This window comes from Streptomyces sp. S.PB5, from assembly GCF_030403745.1.
Lineage (GTDB): Bacteria > Actinomycetota > Actinomycetes > Streptomycetales > Streptomycetaceae > Streptomyces.
In genome coordinates this window covers 428,178-449,000 of the sequence record NZ_JAQMWP010000007.1, presented here as the reverse complement: position 1 = coordinate 449,000, position 20,823 = coordinate 428,178, and the positions used below count along the sequence as shown (strand labels likewise).

The following is a 20,823-nucleotide window of genomic DNA, read 5'->3' as shown; positions in this document are numbered from 1 at the left end:
AGACGCGAAATGGTGGGTGAATGGCTATTCACCATAGCCGGTGAATAGCCATTCACCCAAGAGGAGATCCGGCTGCCTCCGCTCGCTCAGCGTCCTGGCGTGGACGTTGCGCGCGAGCTTCGGACCCAGCCGGCGCTTGAGCCGCCACAGGTTGGCGAGGGTGCGGAAGTTCAGACACTGGGCGTTGCCGTCGGAGGAGGCGCGCCCGATCAGGGGGTGGCCGTCCAGGACGTCGGCGAAGAGCTTCTCCAGCAGGGTCAGCCCCTCGGCCTCGTCCGCGCGGTCCAGGTCAGCGTCGGGCAGGTTCTCCGGGGTGATCCGGTGCTCGGCTTGTCGAGCGGTCCGCGCCAGCAGGTGACGCCCCAGCCATAGGTCGGGCCTTCGGGGTTGCGCTCGTGGACGGTGATGTCGAGGGACGGGTTCTGCAGCTTGAGCAGGACGGACAGATACAGGCCGACGGGCCCGCCTCCGACGCAGGGCAGCAGGGCTTTGCGTCAGCTTCCGCGGGTGAGGCAGGTCACCGGCGGGGCGCCGACACGGGAAAGATCATCCGGAAGGCGGGGCCGCGCGGCGGAATTTCCCCTTCCAGGCCCCCACGGGCACACCTCACAGCAAGATCATCTTCGTTCAAACTTGCACGAGATATCAGTAATTGTCCGGATCGTAGCCAACCGGTCGCAGATGCCGCTTCGGCACCGATAGGCATGCGGGGTCACCCGACGCACCGATCCGAAAGGACAGCCCCTGTGCCCGAACTGACCCGGCGTCACGCCCTCGCCGCGGCGGCCGCCGTCGCCGCCACGGCCGCCGTCACCCCGCAGGCCTTCGCCCATGACCACCACTCCCCCGAAACCTTCGACGAGGTCTACAAGGGCCGCCGGATACAGGGCCGCCCGGCCTCGGGCGGCGGCCACCACCACGGTGCCGGATACGCCGTGTTCATCGACGGGGTCGAACTGCATGTGATGCAGAACGCCGACGGCAGCTGGATCAGCGTCGTCAGCCACTACGACCCGGTGCCGACGCCGAAGGCCGCCGCACGAGCCGCGGTCGACGAACTGCAGGGCGCGGGGCTCGTCCCGTTCCCGGCCAACTGACCAGCCCCGTAAGCACTTTGGAGTACCGCACATGACCGTCCGCAAGAACCAGGCGAGCCTGACCGCCGACGAGAAGCGGCGGTTCGTCGCCGCCGTCCTGGAGCTGAAGCGCAGCGGCCGCTACGACGCCTTCGTCACCACGCACAACGCGTTCATCATGTCCGACACCGACAACAGCGAGCGCACGGGCCACCGTTCACCGTCGTTCCTGCCCTGGCACCGCAGATATCTCCTGGAGTTCGAGCGGGCGCTGCAGTCGGTGGACGCGTCCGTCGCGCTGCCGTACTGGGACTGGTCGACCGACCGCTCCCCGCGCGCCTCGCTGTGGGGGCCGGACTTCCTCGGCGGTACCGGGCGCAGCCGGGACGGCCGGGTGATGGACGGGCCGTTCGCCGCGGCGGCCGGCAACTGGCCGATATCCGTGCGGGTGGACGGCCGCACGTTCCTGCGCCGGTCGCTCGGTACGTCCGTACGGGAGCTGCCGACCCGGGCGGAGGTCGACTCGGTGCTCGCCATGCCGACGTACGACATGGCGCCCTGGAACAGCGCCTCGGACGGGTTCCGCAACCATCTGGAGGGCTGGCGCGGGGTCAATCTGCACAACCGGGTCCATGTGTGGGTCGGCGGGCAGATGGCGACCGGTGTCTCCCCCAACGACCCGGTGTTCTGGCTGCATCACGCCTACGTCGACAAGCTGTGGGCCGAGTGGCAGCGCAGACACCCGGGCTCGGCGTATCTGCCGGGCGGCGGGACGCCGGACGTCGTCGACCTCGACGAGACCATGAAGCCATGGAACGACGTGCGCCCGACGGATCTGCTGGACCACCGGCCGCACTACACGTTCGACACGGACTGAGACCGGGTGTCACCCGCTGATCAGGCCTCCGCCGTACGGCACTCCGGGTGCCCCCAGCCCTGTGCGTTCTTGGTGATGTCCGCGCCGGCCGCGTAGGGGCGGCCGCACAGGCAGCGGCCGGGGAACTTGGCCTTGATCGTGCGGGAGGACGAGCCCGACGAACCCGGACCGCCGCTCCGCCGGGCCGGCTTGGCCTTGGCGGGGCGGGCGGACTTCGGGGTGTCCGGGGAGGGCGGCGGCTCGGGCGAGCCCTGGTCGCTGCCCGCGGGCTCCTGGACGGTGGCGGCCTGGCTGGCGGCCCGGTCCGCGAAGTCGTTGAGGCGGTCGCCGTCGACCTGGTGGGCGGGCACGTAGCGGAAGTCGACCGTGCGGCCGTCCAGCAGTTCGTCGATGCGGACGACCAGCTCCTGGTTGGCGACCGGCTTGCCGGCGGACGTCTTCCAGCCGTTGCGCTTCCAGCCGGGCAGCCAGGTGGTGACGGCCTTGATGGCGTACTGGGAGTCCATGCGGATCTCCAGCTCCACCTCGGGGTCGACCGCCGTCAGCAGGCGTTCCAGCGCGGTCAGTTCCGCGACGTTGTTGGTGGCCTTGCCGAGCGGCCCCGCCTCCCAGCGGGCCGGGGTCTCCGTCTCGTCGGCGACGACCCAGGCCCATCCCGCCGGTCCGGGGTTTCCCTTCGAAGCGCCGTCGCAAGCGGCCACCACACGTTCACGCATGGCCCCGATCATGCCACGGACGGGCGGGGCGCCCGGCCGGAGGTCTCAGACCTCCGTGATGGTCGGCATCTCACCCTGCGTGGTGGTGAGGTCGATCACCGAGAAGCTCGCGCCCTGCGGATCGCTCAGCGCGGCGAACCGGCCGAAGGGGCTGTCCATCGGCCCGAAGCGCAGGACGCCGCCGAGCTTGGTGGCCTTGGCGACGGCGTCGTCGCAGTCGGGGACGGCGAAGTAGACGTTGACGTACGAGGGCACCTCGGGCGGGAACTCGTCCGTCATCTTCATGCGGCCGAGGACCGTGTTCTCGCCGACGTCGTAGATGCGGAAGTCGATCGCGTCGTCCTGCATCTGCTTGGCGCGGTACGGGAAGACGGCCGTGAGGAACGCGTCGGTCTTCTCGGGCTCGCGGGTGAAGACCTCGGCCCAGGCGTACGCGCCGGGCTCGCCGACGGCCTCGAAGCCCTCGTGCGCTCCGGCCTGCCAGACGCCGAAGACGGCGCCGCTCGGGTCGCGGCCCAGGCACATGGTGCCGAAGTCGCCGACGGCCATGGGCTCCATCAGCACCTCCCCGCCGTTCTCACGGATCTTGCCGGCGGTGGCCGCGGCGTCCGGGGAGGCGAAGTAGAGGCACCACTGCGACTGGCCCTCCTGGCCGGGCATGGGCGGTACGACGGCGGCGACGGCTTTGCCGTCCGCGTAGGCCTGGGTGTAGTTGCCGAACTCCGACGACGCCTCGCCGAAGGTCCAGCCGAGGACGTCGCCGTAGAAACTCTTCGCTCCCTCGACGTCACTGAACATCGCGTCGGCCCAACAGGGGGTTCCCTCAGGTTGCACGGCCATGGCTGCGGCCCTCTCCGGTTCGTCGGATGCTGCGGGGTTCGTGGATGGTCCGGTTTCTCACGCTAGCCATCAGTCCGTCGGGCCGCGCGCCGAACGGTTGGGTCTGTTTCAGACTGGAAAGGGGCGTTCACGGAGAGGGGGCATCGCATGGCGGCCGCGACGATGCGGGCGTGGTCCGTGGTGCGGCCCGGGCCCATGGAGGACTCCGGGGAGGGGTCCCTCCGGTTCACCCTCGCCGAGAAGCCGGTACCCGTGCCGGAGCACGACGAGCTGCTCGTGCGGGTGACCGCGTGCGGGGTGTGCCGCACGGATCTGCATGTCGCCGAGGGGGATCTGCCGGTGCACCGGGCCGGGGTGACGCCGGGGCACGAGGTGGTCGGCGTGGTGGCGCGGGCGGCGGGCGATTTCACCGTGGGTGACCGGGTGGGCGTGGCCTGGCTGCGCTCCACGGACGGCACCTGCGCTTACTGCCTGCGGGGCGCCGAGAACCTCTGCCCGGCCTCCCGGTACACGGGCTGGGACGCCGACGGCGGTTACGCCGAGTACACGACCGTGCCCGCCGCCTTCGCCCACCGGCTGCCGGACGGCCTGGACGACGTGGCGGCGGCGCCCCTGCTCTGCGCGGGCATCATCGGCCACCGCGCGCTGCGACGGGCGGCCCTCCCGCCGGGCGGACGGCTCGGGCTGTACGGGTTCGGCGGCAGCGCCCATCTGTGCGCTCAGGTCGCGCTCGCGGAGGGTGCCCGGGTGCACGTACTGACTCGTGGGGAGGCGGCCCGGCGGCTGGCGCTCGATCTGGGTGCCGTCTCGGCGCAGGACGCCTACGCCCTGCCGCCCGAGCCCCTGGACAGCGCGATCCTGTTCGCCCCGGTCGGCGATCTGGTCCCGGTGGCGCTGCGGGCCCTGGACCGGGGCGGGACGCTGGCGATCGCCGGGATCCATCTCTCCGACACCCCGCCGCTGCACTACGAGAGCGAGCTGTTCTACGAGAAACAGGTCCGCAGCGTCACGTCCAACACCCGCGATGACGCGCGGGAGTTCCTGGCCCTCGCCGCCCGGTACGGCGTACGCGCCACCACGCACACCTATCCGTTGGCGCGGGCCGACCAGGCGCTGCGGGATCTCAGGGCCGGCCGTTTCGACGGGGCGGCGGTGCTGGTTCCATGAGGCCGGACACCGCCTCGGCCAGGGTGGTGGAGGGGTTCAGCAGCTCCAGGGTGCCGTGGGCGCGCAGCAGCCGCAGTTGGCCGGGGTCACACAGAAGGGCGAATCCGCGGTCCGTCTCGATGACGCGGCGCCGGAAGCGCAGCAGCAGATTCAGACCCGTGGAGTCGAAGAAGGAGACCTCGCGCAGGTCGACGACGTAGGCCGGGCTGACCACCGCCACCAGGGAATCGAGCCAGAAGCTCAGGTGGGTGGCGGTGGCCAGGTCCATGTCGCCACGCAGTCCGGCCACCAGGAGGCCGTCGGCCGCGCGGCGGAGAGTGTGCTCGCCGGGAGGCCAGGTGACCGTGTCGACGGCCTCCAGGATGTTGTCGTGCAAATCGTCCGTCTCTCTGCCGTGCCGGCCACAGATTCCGGCACGGGCGCCTGCGGTGACCACGTCATCCCCGCACCGCACGCGCCCGCGCCGGAACTCCCCCTGGGTGGCTCCCCCTTGAACCGTGGGCAATTACTGTTCTACCTTCGCCACATGGTCGGGGCATCAACGCCCGCTCACCGGTTGCACAACGAGCGGACTGCAGTTGGGCCAGGTGATGCGGTATGCGTCCGCACCTCGCCCTGATCGAGGACGATTCCGATTTCGCACTGATGTGCCGTTCCTATCTGGAGCGGGAGGGCTTCACCGTCACCTGGGCCATGGACGCCCGCGTCGGCAAGTCGGCCCTGTACGAGGACGGTGTCGATCTGGCCGTCCTCGACCTGGGGCTTCCCGACGGCAGTGGCCTGGAGCTGCTGCGGGCGCTGCGCTCCACCAGCCGCCTCCCAGTCATCGTCGTCACGGGCCGCGGGGAGGAGGCGGACCGGGTGGCGGGCCTGGAGATCGGCGCCGACGACTACCTCGTCAAACCGTTCTCCCAGCGGGAGCTGGTGGCCCGCATCCGTGCGGTGCTGCGCCGCTCCCAGCCGCCGCAGACGCCGACCGTGCTGCAGATCGGCTCCCTGCGCATCGACACGGCCGCGCGCCAGGCCTCCTCCGACGGCTTCCTGCTCGCCCTGCGCCCCAAGGAGTACGCCCTGCTCGAGCTGCTGGCCGCCGCGCCCGGCCGGGTCTTCTCCGCGGAACAGCTCCTGGAGCGGATCTGGGGCGCCTCCTGGCAACAGCCCGCCACCGTCGTCGAGCACGTCTACCGGCTGCGCGGCAAACTCGCCCGGCTGCCGGCCCCCGCCCCGCGGATCACCACCGTCCGCGGCTACGGCTACCGACTGGACCCCTGAGCGCCCCGGAGAGACGCCATGGCCGACGCCCCGGACTTCCGGCGCCTCTTCGACGCCGTCCTGTCCCCGCTGCTGATCCTGACCCCCGACTTCACCATCGTCGAGGTCAACCGCGCCTATCTCACAGCCACCCGCACCGGGCGCGAGATCGTCGGGCACCCGATCTTCGAGATCTTCCCCGACAACCCGGACGACCCCTCGGCGGACGGGGTCGCCAATCTGCGGCGCTCGCTGGAGGAGGTGGTGGCCACGGGGCGTACGGACACCATGGCGCTGCAGCGCTACGACATCCCCACCGGCGAGGAGGGCGGTTTCGACGAGAAGTACTGGAGTCCGGTCAACACCCCGGTGCTGGACGCCGAGGGGCGGGTCTCGCACATCATCCACAGGGTCGAGGACGTCACGGAGTTCGTGCATGTGCGCCGGGTGGGGCGGGAGCAGCAGCGGGTGGCCGCCGAGGCGCAGATGCGCGCGGAGGGCATGGAGATCGACCTGTTCGTGCGGGCCCGGGAGATCCGTGAGGTCAACGAGCAGCTGCAGCGGGCCAACTCCGAACTGGACGCGGCCGGGCAGCGGCTCAGGGAGGAGCAGCAGGCCAAGGACCGGTTCATCGCGACCCTCTCGCACGAGCTGCGCAACCCGCTCGCGGCGGCCACCGCGGCCACCGAACTGCTGGCGCTCGACATGCCCGGCGGGCACCCCGCGCTCTCGGTGCTGGAGCGGCAGCTGGCCACGCTGGTGCGGATGAGCAACGACCTGCTGGACGGCACACGGGCGGTGACCGGGCGGCTGGAGCTGGTGCGGGAGCGGGTCGATGTCCGGTCCGTCGTCGAGAGCGCCTGCGCCGACATCCGCGGGCTGTTCGGGCACGAGGGCCGCAAACTGGACGTCGGTGTACCGGCCGAGCCGGTGGTCGTGGACGGTGACCGGCTGCGGCTGGCGCAGGTCCTGACGAACCTGCTGTCGAACGCCCTCAAGTACACGCCGCCGGGCGGGCGCACCGAGGTCGTCCTGGGCGCGGCGGAGGGCATGGCCCGGTTGACGGTCCGGGACGACGGGATCGGCTTCGACCCCGCCCGGTCCGAGGATCTGTTCGGGGTGTTCATGCGGGCCGCCCCGGCCGGTCCGGACACCCCGGAGGGCCTGGGTCTGGGGCTGGCGGTGGCGCGGACGGTGGTGGAGCTGCACGGCGGCCGGATCTCCGCGCACAGCGAAGGACCGGGCCGGGGAGCGGCGTTCACGGTCGTACTGCCCGTCGCCGACCCGGCGGCGCCGGAACCGGCCCGGCCCGTCGTGGTCCGCCCGGCGAAGCGTCAGCTGTCCATCCTCATCGTCGAGGACAACGCCGACCTCGCCCTCACCTACCGCTCCCTGCTCCAGCGGCAGGGCCACCACGTGACCGCGGTGCACACGGGTGCCGACGCCCTCACCGCGACCGGGGACGACCTCTTCGACGTCGTGCTCTGCGACCTGGGCCTGCCCGATGTCGACGGCTACACGGTGGCCCGTACGGTGCGCGCCCGGCCGCACGGGGAACGGCTGCGGCTGATCGCCGTGTCCGGTTTCAGCCAGGGCACCGACCGCGCACAGTCCCGGGCGGCCGGGTTCGACGCGCACCTGGCCAAGCCGCTGCCGCTGAACGACCTGATCGACCTCCTGGAGCGCTTCGACGCCGAGTGACCGGCCTACGTCTTCCCCCTTGTGCCCTCCTGTGCTTGCCTGGGGAACCGTTTTCGGTGTCCGGGGCGGGAGTTGCTGCATGCGGAAGCCGTGGATCGTGGGGATGCTGCTGACCGGAGTGCTGCTCGGCGCGTGCTCAGACCCGGCGTCGGGTCCCGAGGCGGCACCGCCGTCCCTTTCGGCACCGGAGTCGGCCGCCACCACTCATCAGCGGGCCGCCGGCAGCCCCGGCCCGTCGGCGAAGGCCCCCGTGGTGCTCTATCTCGGAGACTCCCTCGCCATGGAGGCCCAGGACGTGGTCGGCCGGGAGCTCCGCCGGGACCTGCGCGCGAAGTACACGGGCAAGCCCTATTCGGGGACCACGGTCTGCGACTACCTGGAGGGCACCGGCGCGAAGTCGCTCGTGCCGGACCGGGACAAGGCGGCCGCGCTGGTGCGCACGCTGCGGCCGGACTTCGTGGTGCTGCAGTTCTGGGGCAACGCGTGGGGCTACACCTGGTGCATGGACGGCATCACCCATGCCGAGCAGCCGACGACGTACTTCAAGCGGTACAAGGCCGACATGACCCGGCTGACCGCGCAGATCACCAAGGCGGGCGGCGGCCACCGGCCGCGGATCGTGTGGGTGGCGCAGGGCCCGGACCCGATCACCCCGGACCGGGTCCGACGCGTGAACGAGCTCTACGCCGAGCAGGCCGCCGCCTCGGACGATCTCGTCGCCGACGCGGGCGCCAAGGTGAGTGCGCCCGGCGCCCGCTACACCTGGGTGCAGTACCTGCCGTGCACCGCCTACGAGCGCGAGCACTCCGCCTACTGCACCCAGCCGGGCCGGGACCGGACGGCCCTCCACCTCGACAAGGACTATCTGCACTTCTGTCTGGCGCCGACGACGTCCACGCCGAAGCCCTGCCCGGTGCCCTCCCCCGGGATCGCGCGGATCGCGAGGGAGATCACGCGGGTGATCGGCGCGCACCCCGCCGGCTGAGGGGGCGGGGTCACTCCCCCGCGTAGGCCCGCTCCAGGGCCGCGATGTCGAACTTCCCCATCGCCATGAACGCCTGGGTCACGCGGGCCGCCTTCGCCGGGTCCGGGTCGGTCACCATGGCGTCGAGCGTGTCGGGGACGACCTGCCAGGACAGGCCGTACTTGTCCTTGAGCCAGCCGCAGGGGCCGGGCTCGCCGCCGCCCTCGGTGAGCTTGGTCCAGTAGTAGTCGATCTCCTCCTGGTTCTCACAGAAGATCATGAAGGAGGTCGCCTCGGTGAACTTGAACTCGGGGCCGCCGTTGAGGGCGATGAACTTGTGACCGTTGGCCGTGAACTCGACGGTCAGCACGGTGCCGGCGGGCAGGGGCATCCCCTCGGAGTAGTGGGCGACCTTGCCGATGCTGGAGTTCTTGAAGACGGAGACGTAGAAGTGGGCGGCCTCCTCGGCCTGGCTTTCGAACCAGAGACACGTGGTGAAACCGTCGGTTGCCATGGGTACCTCCTGGGCCTGCGGAACGCTGTCACCTCTGTCGACCGATCCTCGCCCGGAAACTCATCGGTCGCGTGGCCGGCTAATCCAGGTGGCCGCTACACCCTTCGGAACTAGCATCGCCGCCATGATGTCTTCGCCCGCCCACAGCGGCAGCAGTCTCCGTCCCTTCCGCATCGACATACCGCAGGCCGACCTCGACGATCTCCACGACCGCCTCGACAGGACCCGCTGGCCGGACGAGCTGCCCGGGGTGGGCTGGGCGTACGGCGTCCCGTCGGGCTATCTGCGCGAACTGGTGCGGTACTGGCGGCACGAGTACGACTGGCGAGCGGCGGAGGCGCGGCTGAACGAGTGGCCGCAGTTCACCACCGAGATCGACGGCGCCCACGTCCACTTCGCACACATCCGCTCCCCCGAGCCCGCTGCCACCCCGCTGATCGTCACCCACGGCTGGCCGGGGTCGATCGTCGAATTCCTCGACATCGTCGGCCCGTTGACGGATCCGGCGGCCCATGGCGGCGACCCCGCCGACGCCTTCCATGTCGTCCTGCCGAGCATTCCCGGCTTCGGGTTCTCCGGGCCCACCCGGGAGACCGGCTGGGGCGCCCGCCGGATCGCCGACGCCTGGACCGAGCTGATGACCCGCCTCGGCTACCAGCGCTTCGGCGCCCAGGGCGGCGACTGGGGCTCGGCCGTCTCCCGCGAGCTGGGCCGCGTCCACCCCGAGCGGGTCATCGGCATCCACCTCAATCTGCTGCCCGGCGCACAGGCGATGACCGAGCCGACCGAGGAGGAACTGGCGGCGCTGAGCCCCGCAGAGCGCGAGCGGACGCTGCTCTCGTGGCGCAAGTGGGACGCGTGGTTCCGGGACGGGGTCGGCTACTTCCACCTCCAGTCCACCCGCCCGCAGACCCTGTCGTACGCGCTCACGGACTCCCCGGTCGGCCAACTCGCCTGGATCGTGGAGAAGTTCCAGGAGTGGACGGACTCCCGGGAACTGCCCGAGGAGGCCGTCGACCGGGACCAGATGCTCACCAACGTGATGCTGTACTGGCTGACGGGCACGGCCGGTTCGTCCGCCCGGGTCTACTACGAGCGCGCCCATCCCAAGGGCGACCGGGTCGCGGCACAGCACCTGCCCTCGACCGCGCCCACCGCGGTCGCGTCCTTCCCCGGTGACCCGCAGATCCCGCTGCGCCACAAGGCCGAGCGGACGGAGAACATCGTGCGCTGGACGGAGCTGGACCGGGGCGGCCACTTCGCGGCGATGGAGGAGCCCGACCTGCTGGTGGACGACGTACGGGCGTTCTTCCGGCAGGTGCGCGAGAAGGGCTGAGCCCCGCCGCGGAGTACGCGCTCTGCCGTCGGCGAATCTGCCGCGGGCAGAGAAAGCGCTGAAGGGCGTCGCCCGAGGCCAAGAGTGGAGTCGACGGCACTTCCGCGACTCGAGGAGAACCGATGACTCCACTCACCACGCTCACCCCGCGGGCGGAGGAGGGCGACACACCGCCCTCCCGCTTCGACGACCAGCTGGCCGCCCAGCTTCTCGGCCAGCGGATCGTCCTGCTCGGCACGCAGGTCGACGAGGTCTCCGCGAACCGGGTCTGCTCCCAGCTGCTGATCCTGTCGGCCGAGGACCCGCGCACCGACATCAGCCTGTACATCAACAGCCCGGGCGGCTCGGTGTACGCGGGCCTCGCCGTCTACGACACCATGCGGCTCATCCCCAACGACGTGTCGACGCTCGCCATGGGATTCGCCGCGAGCATGGGCCAGTTCCTGCTCTGCGGCGGCACACCCGGCAAGCGCTACGCCCTGCCGAACGCGCGGATCATGATGCACCAGGGGTCGGCGGGCATCGGCGGCACCACGGCCGACATCGAGATCCAGGCGGAGAACCTGGACCACAGCAAGCGGACCATGGAGCGTCTCCTCGCCGAGAACACCGGCCAGACACCGGAGACCATCGCCCGGGACGGCGACCGCGACCGCTGGTTCACGGCCGAGGAGGCCCGGCGGTACGGCATGGTGGACCGGGTCGTGGCATCGCTCGCCGACGTCCGCCCGGCCGCCTCGAAGCGACGGATGGGGCTGTGACATGGCGAACTACACGATTCCGTACGTCGTCGAGCGCACCGCGCACGGCGAGCGCTCCTCGGACGTCTTCAGCCGGCTGCTGTCGGAGCGGATCATCTTCCTCGGCACCGAGATCGACGACGGCGTCGCCAATGTCGTCATCGCGCAACTCCTCCATCTGGAGTCGGCGGCACCGGACCACGAGATCGCGATCTACATCAACTCCCCCGGCGGCTCGTTCACTTCGCTCATGGCGATCTACGACACGATGACGTTCGTGCAGGCGCCGATCTCGACGTTCTGCGTCGGACAGGCGGCCTCCACGGCGGCCGTGCTGCTCGCCGGGGGCGATCCCGGGCGGCGGTTCGTGCTGGAGCACGCGCGTGTGCTGCTCGGTCAGCCGGCGAGCGGCGGCAGCCGGGGCTCGATCTCCGATCTCGCCCTCCAGGCCAAGGAGATGGTCCGCATCCGCGGCCAGGTCGAGGAGGTGCTGTCCCGCCACACCCACCACGACGTGGCGACCCTGCGTGCCGACATGGACCGCGACAAGGTGTTCACCGCCGAGGAGGCGGTCACGTACGGGCTGGCCGACGAGGTGGTGAGCCGGCGCCTCGTGACGGTGTGAGGCGCCGGGTCCCGCTCAGGCCGCCAGGCAGAGCCCGTCGTAGGACGAAGTGGACGCCCTGCGGCTGCCGGCCGAATGCCGGCTGGTGATCCGGACGAGTTCGCCCTGCGCCCGTCCCAGCAGGTCGCTAAGGCCCAGGCCGAGGGCGTGGGCAGCGGCCGCGAGGACCTCCGACGAGGCCTCCTTGCGGCCGCGCTCGACCTCGGAGAGATAGGGCATGGAGATCCGCGCCGCGTCGGCCACGTCCTTCAACGTGCGTTCCTGGGCTAGGCGTTCCCTGCGCAGGACGTCGCCGACGAGGTCGCGCCACAGGGGTTCCCTGGGGGCGGGTCCCGGAGGTACCGGGGCGACGGTGGCGGGGCGTTCGGACATCGGGCGGGCGGTCCCGGGGCGCGCGGCGGCCGGGCGCAGCGGGATCACGCGGGCTTGGTTCGTCGCTTCTTCGCTCACCTTCCCAGCCTAGAAGCGCCGGACGCGGAGGGAAGGGATCAGCGTTCTGCCCTGGGTGGAATCACCGGGGACGCAGGGCGCGGGCACGGTGTGGAGGGCCGGCGCATCTGCGGCGCGGTCCGGTCGTCGCCACTCGTGACGTACGCCACGCGCATGCGATGTCACGCACCGGGTAGGTGCTTTGAGAGGGCCCGCGGGCAACCCGCTGGTCAGCGGCAGGCGTACGCATAGCTCGTCGCGATCCGGGTACTCGCGGAACCGCGAAGCACAGTCTCGGAAACAAGCCGGGGCTGAAGAGGCTGACGTCAAGCCGTGACCCGCGTGGGAGAGGTAAATGGACACCGCCGTGATCCGGTCGGAGGGACAGGTCGTCGGGATCGACAGGACCGCCGGGACCAGCACGGGCGACACATCACTGCCTGGAATCGTGGAGCCGCGGAGCGTCGCACCGCGCGACGCCCGGGAGCTGTCCCGTCAGTTCTTCCAGCGTCTGACCGAGCTCGAAGAAGGCACGCACGAATACCAGTACGCGCGCAACACGCTGATCGAGATGAACATGTCCCTGGTGCGGTTCGCCGCCGGCCGGTTCCGCGGCCGCGGGGACGACATGGAGGACATCGTCCAGACCGGCATGATCGGCCTGATCAAGGCCATCGACCGGTTCGACCTGACCCGGGAGGTCGAGTTCACGTCGTTCGCGCTGCCCTACATCGTCGGCGAGATCAAGCGGTTCTTCCGGGACACCACCTGGGCGGTGCACGTACCGCGCAGGCTCCAGGAGCTGCGGGTCGAGCTGGCCAAGGCGCGCGAGGAACTGGCCAGCCGGCTGGACCGGGAGCCCACGGTGGCCGAGCTGGCCACCCTGATGAACATCGAGGCCGGCGAGGTGGTCGAGGCCCAGATCGCCGCCAACGGCTACAACTCCTCGTCCCTGGACGCCGCGCTCACCGGTGACGGGCCCGAGGGCGGCGAGGCGGTGCTCGCCGACTTCATCGGTGTGGAGGAGGACGGACTGCGGCTGGTCGAGGACTTCCATTCGCTCGCCCCGCTGATGGCCGAACTGAGCGAACGCGACCGGCAGATCCTGCACATGAGGTTCGTGGAGGAGGCCACGCAGGCGGAGATCGGCGAGCGTCTGGGCTGCTCGCAGATGCATGTGTCCCGGCTGATCAAGCGGATCATCACGCGACTGCGCACGGGCATGCTGGGTGAGCTGGGCTGCGCCTGAGAAAGAGTGCCGGTCCGGACGGGGAGTGACTGACGAAGGCGCCTTCGCCGGTCACCCCCTGTCGAGTCCTCCGGTCACGCCCTGTCGAGTCTCAGGACGGCGCTCACTCTCTTCCCGACCGGCACCCGCTCCGCGCTGACCTCGGCCGCCAGCGCGTGGACGATCTCCAGTCCGTGCCGGCCGACCCGTTCGGGGTCCTTCGGGAAGCGCAGGGGCAGGGCCGCGCTGCTGTCGTAGACGGACACGGTGACGGCCGCGTCCGTGCCCTCCAGGTCGAGGATGTACGGCCCGTTGCTGTGCCGGTCGGCGTTGGTGACCAGTTCGCTCACCACCAGGAGCACCTCGCCGTCGGCCCGGTCACCGATCTCGGCGCACCACTCGGTCCTGAGCTGGTCGAGGAAGTGCGCGGCGAAGTTCCGGGCCTCGGCGATGCATCCCGGTTCGCCCGTGTAATGGGCCGCCCGCCTGAGTGGGTCCACGGGCACGTCGAAACCAGTCGGTACCACTGCCCCGTCCAGGTGCTCGATCATGCAATTCTCTCTCGGAAGCCGGACTGGCCGGACGCTGCTGCACCAGTGCTCGTACCCCGAGCGGGGCCCCGCAGTCCCCGAAGCGGGTCGTGTCGGTCACACGGCCGGTGAGTCCACGGCGTCCCCCGGGGCACTGTACGTGTCCGCCGACCGGGTCGTCGTCTCGGATGCCAACGGGGGCTGTGGTGCCGAGGTGTCGGGCGGGGGCTCCTCCTCGGTCGTCCCCGGCGTGAGCGGCTCCGGGCTCGGGGGTGCCGAGGACGGCGCGGTCGAGGACGGCGCGGTCGAGGTCGGTGCGGTCGAGGTCGGCGGGCACGGGGTGGCCGAGCCGGTCGGGGTGCCCGTCGGGGTCCCGGTGGGCGTGCCGGTGGAGGTCGACACGCACGGCTGCGGGGAGGAGGGCGAGGCGGAGGGCGACGTGGAGGGCGACGTGGTCGAGCCGGATGACGAGGGTGCCGTCGGTGTGATCACGCTCGCGGACGGGGAGGCCGGGTCCACGGGCGGCTCGGTCGGCTTGTCCTTGTCGCCGGTGTCGCCGCGGTGCCGGGCGACCCAGTCGTCGGAGTCGGGGTCGTAGATCACGAAGATGTTGACGACGGTCACCGAGGGCGCGACCACGACGACGTTGGAGGGCCGGTACCCCGACCAGGTGTCGCCGGTCCGCTTCGGTGTGCTCTGCTGCGCGACCGGCGGGCTCAGCGGATTGCCGCAGGCGCAGCGCACCCGCGGTACGCCGCGGTCGTCGACCAGGACGGCGGTGCCGGCCTGGAGGACGGCCTGGTAGCTGGTGGCCTGCCCGTCGCGGTAGCCGTGGTTGGTGACGCGGGTGTCCATGCGCAGCTGGACCGGGGTGAGCGAGCGCAGATAGGCGGGGACGCCGGACGGCTGGACGCCGGCGACCGAGGCGAAGGCCTGGTTGACGGAGGACTTCGCCTGGAGGGCCTTGATCTGGGCCTCCACGTCGCAGCTGGAGATGTTCCGGGTGCCGCCGTAGAGACCGGGTGCGCCGCCGTCGACTCCGCGCACCGCGTTCGCCGACGCGGCGGCGGACTCGGTGGCCGGCGAGGGGGAGACGGGCGCTGCCGAGCTGTCGGTGGCGGTCGACTCGGTGAAGGGGTCGGGGCCCGTCTTGGCGGCGGCCTGGAGGAAGACCTCGCCGTCCTTGCCGGAACCTCCGCCGTCGGAGCGGCTGAAGACGAGGGCCAGGACCACGGCGGCCACGACCGCGGTGGCGAGCACGGCGACCCGGGGCACGGATCGCCACCAGGGGCGGTGCGGCTCCGGCGAGGGTGCTCCCCCGCTGCTGCCCGGGGGCTGTGAGGGCGGCCCGGAGGGCGGCTGGGAGGGTCCCGACAGCGGACCGGAGGGCGGTCCTGTGGGCCGGCCGGAGGACGGAGGTTCGACGCTCACGAGCCCTTCTTCCCGACGTGGGACTGCGGCGACTTTCTTGCGCTTTTACTGCATTTACGCCGCTTTTATCCACATCGTTCTCATTGTGTGCTCCGGTCCCCTGCCGCTCGCAAGCCGACGCGGACGGCCCTCCCGGCGGGCGGGGTCCGCGGCCGCTGCCTAGCGTGGACAGGGTGAGCCCGAGAACCCGCTCCGACCAGGCCATTGCCCCGCACGGCTGGGTGCAGGCCGTCCTCACAGTCCTGTCCGGGCTGATCGCCATGGGCGTGACCGCGGCCCTCGGACTGTGGGCGGCCGGGGCGACGGACCTCCCCGACGGCGCCTTCCCCCGGGTCGTGGCGGCGACGGTCGTCACCGCGGTCGGCGGCACGATCCGGCTCTCCGGCGACGCCGGCGGACTGGCCGACACCCAGGCGGGCCTGACCGTGATCCCGCTGTCGGTCACGCTGGTCGGGGCCCTGGTGATCGCGGCGGGTTTTCTGCGGCCCCTGCGTCACCGGGCGGTCGCGGGCGCCGGGGAACTGGCCGGCTGGGCGGGCCGGATCGCCGTGCTGTGGCTGCTCGGGCTGTTCGCCCTGGCCCTGGCCGCCCGCCAGACGTTCCAGCTCTCGCTAGGCGACAGCACGGTCTCCGATCTCGGCGACCTGTTCGGGGTCTCCCCGAAGATCGGCTTCGAGACGGACGTACCGGCGACGCTGCTCTTCGGCCTGCTGTGGGTGGCCGGAGTCCTGATCCTGGCGCTGCTGGTCTCGCACGGCGCACCGCTCCCGCCCCGACTGCTGCGCTTCCAGGCGACGGTACGGCCCGCGGCGTACGCGATGGTGGTGCTGCTCCTCGCCTGCGTCGCCCTGGGCAGCCTCATCGGGCTCGTCGTGGCGCTCACGCGCGGACACGCGCCCGAGACCCTCGCCGTGATCCTTCTCGGTATGCCGAACCTGGTCTGGCTGACGCTCACGATCGGTCTGGGCGCCACCTGGAACGGCCGGGTGGAGGGCCCCTTCGGGCTCCCGATGCCGCACGTCCTCGACGAGGTGCTGCGCGGCAAGGACACCGCCACGCTCGATCTGAGCACGCTCGCCGAGTACGACGGCCGGGTGTGGTGGCTCGTCGCCGTGGACGCGGTCCTGCTGCTGGCCGCCGCGTTCGTGATGGCGGCCCGCTCCCCGGCCCGCATGCGCGCCTGGCAGCACGCCCTGCACATGGCGGTCGCGCTCGCGCTCACCGTGCTGATGATCTGTCTGATGGGCCGTATCACCGCGCACTTCGGCCTGTCGGTCCTCGGCATCGGAGACCTGGGCGGCGACCTCGGCGGGGAGCTGCTGCTGAAACCCGAGCTGTGGAGCGCGGTCGGTCTGGCCGCGCTGTGGGGGCTGGTCGCGGGCTTCCTCGGCGCCCTGCTGGCACATCCGGTCCGGCGGACCGGCGAGGCGAGAACAGCCCGGACCTCCACGGCCTAGCCGTCCCTGAAGACCGGTCGCGCCCAGGACGGCGGCTGCTTCGGCCCCTCCTCGGGCGCGGATACGACCCTCAGGTCCACCTCCGTCGGTGCGTGTCCCCCGAGCCGGTCACCGGTCGTGGCCGCGCGCAGGGCCGCGACGAACGCGAGGCAGGTGTCGTAGCGGGCGTCCGGGCTCTTGGCCAGCCCCCGGGCGAAGACGGTGTCGGTCTCCCGGGCGAGGTCGGGGCGGAATTCGGTCAGGGGTGGCGGGTCGTCGTACTGATGGGCCCACAGCAGGGCCATGTCGTCGTCGCGGCGGAAGGGCGGGCGGCCCGCCAGGGACTCGTAGACGACACACGCGAAGCCGTAGACGTCGCAGCGGCCGTCCACCGGCTTGCCCGAGATCTGCTCCGGGGCCACGTAGTCCAGCGTGCCGACGAACTGGCCGACCGTCGTGAAGCCGGTCAGTGACAGGGACTTCTTCGTCAGGCCGAAATCGGTCAGGTAGGCGTGCTCGGGGTGCTCGCTGTCGGTGCCTCGGGCGACCAGGATGTTGCCGGGCTTGACGTCCCGGTGGACCAGGCCGTGTTCGTGGGCCGCGTCCAGTGCCGAGGCGACCTGGGCGGCGATCCGCACAGCGGTCGCGGGCGCCAACGGGCCCTGCCGGTCGAGGAGATGACGGAGGTCGCTGCCCTCGACGTAGCGCATCGCGATGTACAGGACGCCGTCTGTCTCGCCCGCCTCGAAGACGGGGACGATGTGCGGGTGGTCGATCGCGGCCGCGGCGCGCGACTCGTGGGTGAAGCGGCGGCGGAAGGTGTCGTTGCGGGCCAGTTCCGGGGCGAGGAGCTTGAGGGCGACCGTGCGGTCCAGGCGCAGGTCGCGGGCGCGGTAGACGACGGCCATGCCGCCGCGGCCGATCTCGCGCTCGATGCGGTAGCCCGCGATCTTCCGGCCGATCAGCTCGGAGGGCCGGCCGGAGAAGAGGCTTGTGTCACGGGCCATCGGGGGTCACGACCTGGGTCGGGGCGTGGTCCTCGGGGGCGGCGGCGGACCGTGGCGGCTCGTCCGTCGCGTACGTGCTCAGGCGGCTGCCGTCCGCGTACACCCAGCGGCCGTGCTGGGCGTCGTAGAGCCAGACCGACTCGCCGTCGACGACGACCCCGATGCGCCCGCCGCGGGTCCGTGCCTGGAAGGCCTCGCCGTCGAGGCCGCCCGCGGCCAGCTCCTCGACCGCGGCCCGGTAGCCGGCCAGCGTCTGCTCCGCGCGAGCCAGCAGGGGGCGCGGGTCGGCGGTACGGGCGAGGGGGCCGTCCGCGGCGGGCGGATCCGGCGGTACGGCGACCAGGAAGCGGCCGTCGACCCAGGCCGACCAGCCGTTGGCGCACAGCACGTGCGCCCAGTCGCCGTGCCGCTCCACCAGCTGGACCGGCAGCAGCGGGTCCAGGGGAACGGTGGGCCGGGCCGGGTCGGGGGTCTCCCAGGCGGGCATGCCGTGCTGGGGGACGACGTGGGTGGGCCGGAAGCCGGGGGTCGCCATCAGGCCCGCCCGCGGGTCGGAGTCGCTGTCATGGCCTGCCTCCCCAGCCGGGTCGCCATCGCCCGCGCCTACTTCCGCAGCACGGCCGGTTCGTGCCGGCGCAGCAGCCGGGACACGACGTAGCCGAAGACGGCCGACAGCACGACCAGCATGGCCACGTTGAGCAGCCACACCCCCGTCGAGTGCCGGAACAGCGGATCACCGGTGAGCTCTCCGGGCACGATCCGGGCGAGGCCGATCGTGCCGGCCATCGCACCGAGCGCCCAGCGCGAGGGCACGAGCCAGGACAGCTGCTCCAGGCCCGGCACCCCGTCGAGTTTCAACAGGGCACCGCAGAACACCACTTGGACGATGGCGAGCAGCACGAGCAGCGGCATCGTCACCTCCTCCTTGCGCACCAGCGCGGAGACGAGCAGGCCGAGCATCATCGCGGTGAACGCCAGCAGGGCGACGGCGACGGTGATTTCGACAAGGGGCGGCATCAACACGCCTTCGCCGCCGGGCGCGTTGAGATCGACGCCGAACAGGGCGACCAGGGTCAGTACGACCGCCTGGAGCACGGTGATCGTGCCGAGGACGACGACCTTGGACAGCAGGTACGCCGATCTGGACAGACCGACGGCCCGCTCCCGCTGATAGATCACCCGCTCCTTGACCAGCTCGCGCACGGCGTTGGCGGCGCCCGTCAGCACGCCGCCGACGCACAGGATGAGCAGCGCGTTCATCGCCGTCTCCTGCGTGAGCTTGCTGCCGGCCAGTGCGCGGGCCATGGCGCCCATCACGAAGGGCAGCGCGACCATGATGACGAGGAAGGTCCGGTCGGCGCTGAGCGCGGCGGCGTAGCGGCGGATCAGTGTGCCGAGCTGGGCGCCGCGACTGCGGGGCCGGGGCGGCGGGGTGATGACGACCGGCCCGGAGCGAGGCACCCGGGGCTGACCGGTGGCCTCGGTGACGTACTGCCGCTGGAAGGACGAGGTGCGGAACTCCCCCGCCCAGTCCCGGCCCTGGTCCCGCTCGAAGGCCTCGAACGCCTCCGGCCACTGTTCGTAGCCGAAGTAGGCGAGGGTGTCCTCGGGCGGGCCGTAGTAGGCGATCCTCCCGCCGGGGGCGAGGACGAGGAGCCGGTCGCAGACGTCCAGGCTGAGGACGCTGTGGGTGACGACGATGACGGTCCGGCCGTCGTCGGCGAGGCCGCGCAGCATGTGCATCACGGAGCGGTCCATGCCGGGGTCGAGGCCCGAGGTCGGCTCGTCGAGGAAGAGCAGCGAGGGCTTGGTGAGCAGTTCCAGGGCGACGCTGACCCGTTTGCGCTGGCCCCCGGAGAGGCTGTGCACGGGCTGGTCGGCGCGCTGTTCGAGGCCCAGTTCGCGGATGACCTCCTCGACGCGCGCCTGCCGTTCGGCCTTGGCGGTGTCCTGCGGGAAGCGCAGTTCGGCCGCGTACGACAGGGCGGCGCGGACGGTGAGCTGGGCGTGCAGGATGTCGTCCTGCGGGACGAGGCCGATGCGCTGGCGCAGTTCGGCGTAGTCGCGGTAGAGGTCGCGGCCGTCGTACAGGACCGTGCCGTGGTCGGCGGGGCGCTGGCCGGTGAGGGCGCCCAGCAGCGTGGACTTTCCGGCGCCGCTCGGGCCGACGACCGCGAGCAGGCACTTCTCCCCCACCGGGAAGGACACGTGGTCCAGGAGGGTCTTGCGGCCGCGGTCCACGGCGACCGTGAGGTCCTGTACGTCGAGGGAGACCTCGCCGGTGTCGACGTACTCCTGGAGCTCGTCGCCGACCAGGCAGAACGCGGAGTGGCCGATCCCGACGACGTCGCCGGGGCCGAGCGGGGCCCGGGTGACGGGGCCGCCGTTGAGATAGGTGCCGTTGTGGCTGCCGAGGTCGACGATCTCGTACGTGCCGTCGGGGTGGGCGCGCAGCTCGGCGTGCCGACGGGAGACGACGAGGTCGTCGATGACCAGGTCGTTGTCGGCGGCGCGGCCGATGCGGACGGTGCGGGTGGGCAGCGGGCGGACGGTGGTGGGCTGCCGGAAGGTGCCGGTGAGGGCAGGCATCGACACGGCCACCGCCGACGGGCGTTCGCGGGCGACCACCGGAGCCGGGCTGGTCAGCACCGCTCTCGGGCCGTCGGCGGGGTTGCCGAACCGGATCACACTGCCGGCGCCGACACTCCACTCGTCGATACGGCGGCCGTCGGCGTAGGTGCCGTTCGTGCTGTGCTCGTCCTCCAGCGTCCAGTGGTCGGCCTCGGGCCGCAGCACCGCGTGGTGCCACGAGACCCGGGCATCGTCGATCACGATGTCGCTCGACGGGTCGCGTCCGACGTGGTAGTCGCGGCTCGGACTCATCACCGTGGAGCCCGCCTCGGTCTCCAGGACGAGTTCGGGCGCAGTCGGCGTCACAGGCCGGTCTGCCATGCC

At 71.5% G+C, this 20,823-nt stretch carries 21 protein-coding genes and 1 pseudogene; 11 read left to right on the top strand and 11 right to left on the bottom strand.

All coding sequences use genetic code 11. The features are described 5' to 3' along the window. Window positions 1–150 precede the first annotated feature (150 nt). Window positions 151–485, bottom strand: a pseudogene (locus PH203_RS20980) (hypothetical protein); the annotation flags it as partial. Between the two features lie 261 nt (window positions 486–746). Here PH203_RS20980 and PH203_RS20975 point away from each other — a divergent pair. Both PH203_RS20975 and PH203_RS20970 read left to right on the top strand, forming a co-directional pair. After that, a complete protein-coding gene (locus tag PH203_RS20975; protein ID WP_289921798.1) occupies window positions 747–1,097 on the top strand; it encodes a tyrosinase cofactor in 351 nt (116 codons plus the stop codon). 31 nt (window positions 1,098–1,128) lie between these two features. Continuing rightward, window positions 1,129–1,953 (top strand): tyrosinase family protein, encoded by an 825-nt coding sequence (locus tag PH203_RS20970; protein WP_289921797.1) that lies wholly within the window; start codon window positions 1,129–1,131, stop codon window positions 1,951–1,953. Between the two features lie 20 nt (window positions 1,954–1,973). Here PH203_RS20970 and PH203_RS20965 read toward each other — a convergent pair whose 3' ends face one another. Together PH203_RS20965 and PH203_RS20960 are read right to left on the bottom strand one after the other, a co-directional pair. Then, on the bottom strand, window positions 1,974–2,681 hold the full coding sequence (locus PH203_RS20965) for a ribonuclease H (protein ID WP_289921794.1): 708 nt from the start codon (window positions 2,679–2,681) through the stop codon (window positions 1,974–1,976). A 33-nt stretch (window positions 2,682–2,714) separates the two neighbouring features. Then, complete coding sequence (locus PH203_RS20960) at window positions 2,715–3,509, bottom strand: VOC family protein (protein ID WP_289921792.1); 795 nt, start codon at window positions 3,507–3,509, stop codon at window positions 2,715–2,717. A gap of 162 nt (window positions 3,510–3,671) precedes the next feature. On the opposite strand from PH203_RS20960, the gene PH203_RS20955 reads away from it, so the two are divergent. Continuing rightward, window positions 3,672–4,676, top strand: coding sequence for a zinc-binding alcohol dehydrogenase family protein (locus tag PH203_RS20955; RefSeq protein WP_289921905.1), 1,005 nt, complete (start codon window positions 3,672–3,674; stop codon window positions 4,674–4,676). On the opposite strand, the gene PH203_RS20950 is transcribed toward PH203_RS20955, so the two are convergent. Next, a complete protein-coding gene (locus PH203_RS20950; RefSeq protein WP_289921791.1) occupies window positions 4,633–5,052 on the bottom strand; it encodes an STAS domain-containing protein in 420 nt (139 codons plus the stop codon). The genes PH203_RS20955 and PH203_RS20950 overlap by 44 nt on opposite strands. Window positions 5,053–5,273: 221 nt before the next feature. Here PH203_RS20950 and PH203_RS20945 point away from each other — a divergent pair, with 221 nt between their 5' ends. From PH203_RS20945 to PH203_RS20935, 3 genes are all read left to right on the top strand, one after another. Continuing rightward, the gene (locus PH203_RS20945) at window positions 5,274–5,948 is read left to right on the top strand and encodes a response regulator transcription factor (protein WP_289921789.1); all 675 of its coding nucleotides are present in this window, start codon (window positions 5,274–5,276) and stop codon (window positions 5,946–5,948) included. Window positions 5,949–5,966: 18 nt separating this feature from the next. Continuing rightward, a complete protein-coding gene (locus PH203_RS20940) occupies window positions 5,967–7,628 on the top strand; it encodes an ATP-binding protein (protein ID WP_289921787.1) in 1,662 nt (553 codons plus the stop codon). 79 nt (window positions 7,629–7,707) lie between these two features. Beyond that, window positions 7,708–8,613, top strand: a complete 906-nt coding sequence (locus PH203_RS20935) for an SGNH/GDSL hydrolase family protein (RefSeq protein ID WP_289921786.1) — start codon at window positions 7,708–7,710, stop codon at window positions 8,611–8,613. Window positions 8,614–8,623: 10 nt separating this feature from the next. Here PH203_RS20935 and PH203_RS20930 read toward each other — a convergent pair whose 3' ends face one another. Beyond that, window positions 8,624–9,106, bottom strand: a complete 483-nt coding sequence (locus PH203_RS20930) for a VOC family protein (protein WP_289921785.1) — start codon at window positions 9,104–9,106, stop codon at window positions 8,624–8,626. A gap of 124 nt (window positions 9,107–9,230) precedes the next feature. Here PH203_RS20930 and PH203_RS20925 point away from each other — a divergent pair, with 124 nt between their 5' ends. From PH203_RS20925 to PH203_RS20915, 3 genes are all read left to right on the top strand, one after another. Next, window positions 9,231–10,442 carry an epoxide hydrolase family protein gene (locus PH203_RS20925; RefSeq protein WP_289921784.1) on the top strand — a complete coding sequence of 404 codons (1,212 nt, stop codon included), beginning with the start codon at window positions 9,231–9,233 and terminating at the stop codon, window positions 10,440–10,442. Window positions 10,443–10,564: 122 nt separating this feature from the next. Continuing rightward, window positions 10,565–11,203: an ATP-dependent Clp protease proteolytic subunit gene (locus tag PH203_RS20920; protein WP_289921783.1), complete on the top strand. Its 639-nt coding sequence runs from the start codon at window positions 10,565–10,567 to the stop codon at window positions 11,201–11,203. A gap of 1 nt (window position 11,204) precedes the next feature. Continuing rightward, window positions 11,205–11,807 (top strand): ATP-dependent Clp protease proteolytic subunit, encoded by a 603-nt coding sequence (locus PH203_RS20915; protein WP_289921782.1) that lies wholly within the window; start codon window positions 11,205–11,207, stop codon window positions 11,805–11,807. 15 nt (window positions 11,808–11,822) lie between these two features. Here PH203_RS20915 and PH203_RS20910 read toward each other — a convergent pair whose 3' ends face one another. Next, window positions 11,823–12,257: a helix-turn-helix transcriptional regulator gene (locus PH203_RS20910; RefSeq protein ID WP_289921780.1), complete on the bottom strand. Its 435-nt coding sequence runs from the start codon at window positions 12,255–12,257 to the stop codon at window positions 11,823–11,825. 334 nt (window positions 12,258–12,591) lie between these two features. Between PH203_RS20910 and PH203_RS20905 the strand changes: the two genes are divergently transcribed. Continuing rightward, window positions 12,592–13,485, top strand: a complete 894-nt coding sequence (locus PH203_RS20905; protein ID WP_289921778.1) for an RNA polymerase sigma factor SigF — start codon at window positions 12,592–12,594, stop codon at window positions 13,483–13,485. A gap of 74 nt (window positions 13,486–13,559) precedes the next feature. Here PH203_RS20905 and PH203_RS20900 read toward each other — a convergent pair whose 3' ends face one another. Both PH203_RS20900 and PH203_RS20895 read right to left on the bottom strand, forming a co-directional pair. Further along, on the bottom strand, window positions 13,560–14,015 hold the full coding sequence (locus tag PH203_RS20900; protein ID WP_289921776.1) for an ATP-binding protein: 456 nt from the start codon (window positions 14,013–14,015) through the stop codon (window positions 13,560–13,562). Window positions 14,016–14,111: 96 nt separating this feature from the next. After that, the gene (locus tag PH203_RS20895; protein WP_289921774.1) at window positions 14,112–15,425 is read right to left on the bottom strand and encodes a DUF6777 domain-containing protein; all 1,314 of its coding nucleotides are present in this window, start codon (window positions 15,423–15,425) and stop codon (window positions 14,112–14,114) included. Between the two features lie 173 nt (window positions 15,426–15,598). Between PH203_RS20895 and PH203_RS20890 the strand changes: the two genes are divergently transcribed. After that, window positions 15,599–16,882: a streptophobe family protein gene (locus tag PH203_RS20890; RefSeq protein ID WP_289921773.1), complete on the top strand. Its 1,284-nt coding sequence runs from the start codon at window positions 15,599–15,601 to the stop codon at window positions 16,880–16,882. Here PH203_RS20890 and PH203_RS20885 read toward each other — a convergent pair. The 3 genes from PH203_RS20885 to PH203_RS20875 form a co-directional block, all read right to left on the bottom strand. Next, window positions 16,879–17,868: a serine/threonine-protein kinase gene (locus tag PH203_RS20885; RefSeq protein WP_289921771.1), complete on the bottom strand. Its 990-nt coding sequence runs from the start codon at window positions 17,866–17,868 to the stop codon at window positions 16,879–16,881. The genes PH203_RS20890 and PH203_RS20885 overlap by 4 nt on opposite strands. Beyond that, the gene (locus PH203_RS20880) at window positions 17,858–18,403 is read right to left on the bottom strand and encodes a hypothetical protein (protein WP_289921769.1); all 546 of its coding nucleotides are present in this window, start codon (window positions 18,401–18,403) and stop codon (window positions 17,858–17,860) included. Before PH203_RS20880 ends, PH203_RS20885 begins: the two co-directional genes overlap by 11 nt. A 68-nt stretch (window positions 18,404–18,471) precedes the next feature. Further along, window positions 18,472–20,820 (bottom strand): FHA domain-containing protein, encoded by a 2,349-nt coding sequence (locus tag PH203_RS20875; RefSeq protein WP_289921767.1) that lies wholly within the window; start codon window positions 20,818–20,820, stop codon window positions 18,472–18,474. Window positions 20,821–20,823 lie beyond the last annotated feature (3 nt).